The organism is Candidatus Magnetobacterium casense (genome assembly GCF_019173545.1).
In the GTDB taxonomy this organism is placed as follows: Bacteria; Nitrospirota; Thermodesulfovibrionia; order Thermodesulfovibrionales; family Magnetobacteriaceae; genus Magnetobacterium; species Magnetobacterium cryptolimnobacter.
The window spans coordinates 1-1330 of sequence record NZ_JABXWD010000683.1; the positions used below are offsets into that span (position 1 = coordinate 1).

Below are 1330 nucleotides of genomic sequence, written 5' to 3' on the forward strand. Positions count from 1 at the left end.
CCGGCAGGGAGCCGCCGTTTGAGGAGACCACGGGCGTGCCACAAGCCATTGCCTCAAGGAGACGGAGGGGTTGAGGCATGTCTTTGTGGGGCTTAAATCGAAGAGTTTTCTGAAGGCGCTCCTGGGTTATGCCTGTTATGCCTCGTTGTTTGTCAGGCGGCATGGCAGGGACTACGACGTCATCGTGGAGGAGTTCTCACCAGCGCTGCCGACGTTTCTGGACTCCTACCGTGGCAGACCGTTGGCGCTCCAGGTGCAGGGCTACACGGGCAAACAGTATTTCGACAAGTACAGCGTATTTTACGCCGCCCCGCTTTACGTCATGGAGAGACACAGGGTGCCTGCCTACAGGAACCTGATATTTGTCTCCGACGCAGCCATGGCCAGGTACAGCCTCAGAGGCAACTGCAATGCAACGGTTATCTCCAACGGCATACCGGAGGGACTGCTGGAGGTCACTCCCGGGCGCTCCGATTACATACTCTACCTCGGTCGCATTGATATCCACCACAAGGGGCTGGACGTCCTGCTTGATGGTTATGCGGGGTTTTGCAAGACCTTCCCTGGGGTCAGGCTCATTATAGCCGGCACCGGGCGCGACATGGGCAGGTTTAATGCGCTGCTTGAGACGTTACCCCAGGCGGTGCGCAGAAATATCCACTGCACGGGGTGGGTCGATGGCCAACGGAAGACCTCCCTGCTCAGGGATGCCCTCTTTGTGGTGGCGCCGTCACGGTATGAGACGCAGAACATTGTCGTCCTTGAGGCGTTGGCCGTTGCAAAGGCCGTTGTTGTCAGTGACATACCGGAGTTGAGTTATGCGGTTCAGTGTGGGGCCGGGGTGTCCTTCAGGTCGGAGGATGCCGGGGCGCTAACGGCGGCAATGGCACAACTGCTCAGTCAGGGGCGGAGCGAAGAAATGGGCAGCAAAGGCAGGGTATGGGTGAGCGACTACACCTGGGACAAGATCGCACGCAGCTATGAGCGATACCTGATGTCGCTTAATTTTGACAATGTCACATTTAAGTAATCATGCAGAGATTGGAATATGCCATTGCCTTGAGTAATATAGAATTATTAGTAATAGTTCAGCTATACAATTGAAATGTTGTGTATAATCAACCCAATGTCAACAAGGTAAGAAGGGGTCAAGGGGTCAGCGACCCCCGGCTCAGTGGGGGGCTGGCCCCCTTGCAGGGGGTTCTGAAGGGGGCCAGGTGCGACCTGGAGCGCCAAGAAGCGGAGCCGCCCCTTTCTTTTCTTACTTATTAGGGGGGTGAACTATTACAATTATTATTGATTTATGTAGGCTTTGTATGCTATATTGGTA

The 1330-nt window shown here is 55.0% G+C and carries 1 protein-coding gene; it reads left to right on the forward strand.

Features of this window, described 5'->3' with window-relative positions; genetic code table 11:
• The first annotated feature begins 70 nt into the window (after window positions 1–70).
• Window positions 71–1030, forward strand: coding sequence for a glycosyltransferase family 4 protein (locus HWQ67_RS18720; protein ID WP_218254210.1), 960 nt, complete (start codon window positions 71–73; stop codon window positions 1028–1030).
• Window positions 1031–1330 lie beyond the last annotated feature (300 nt).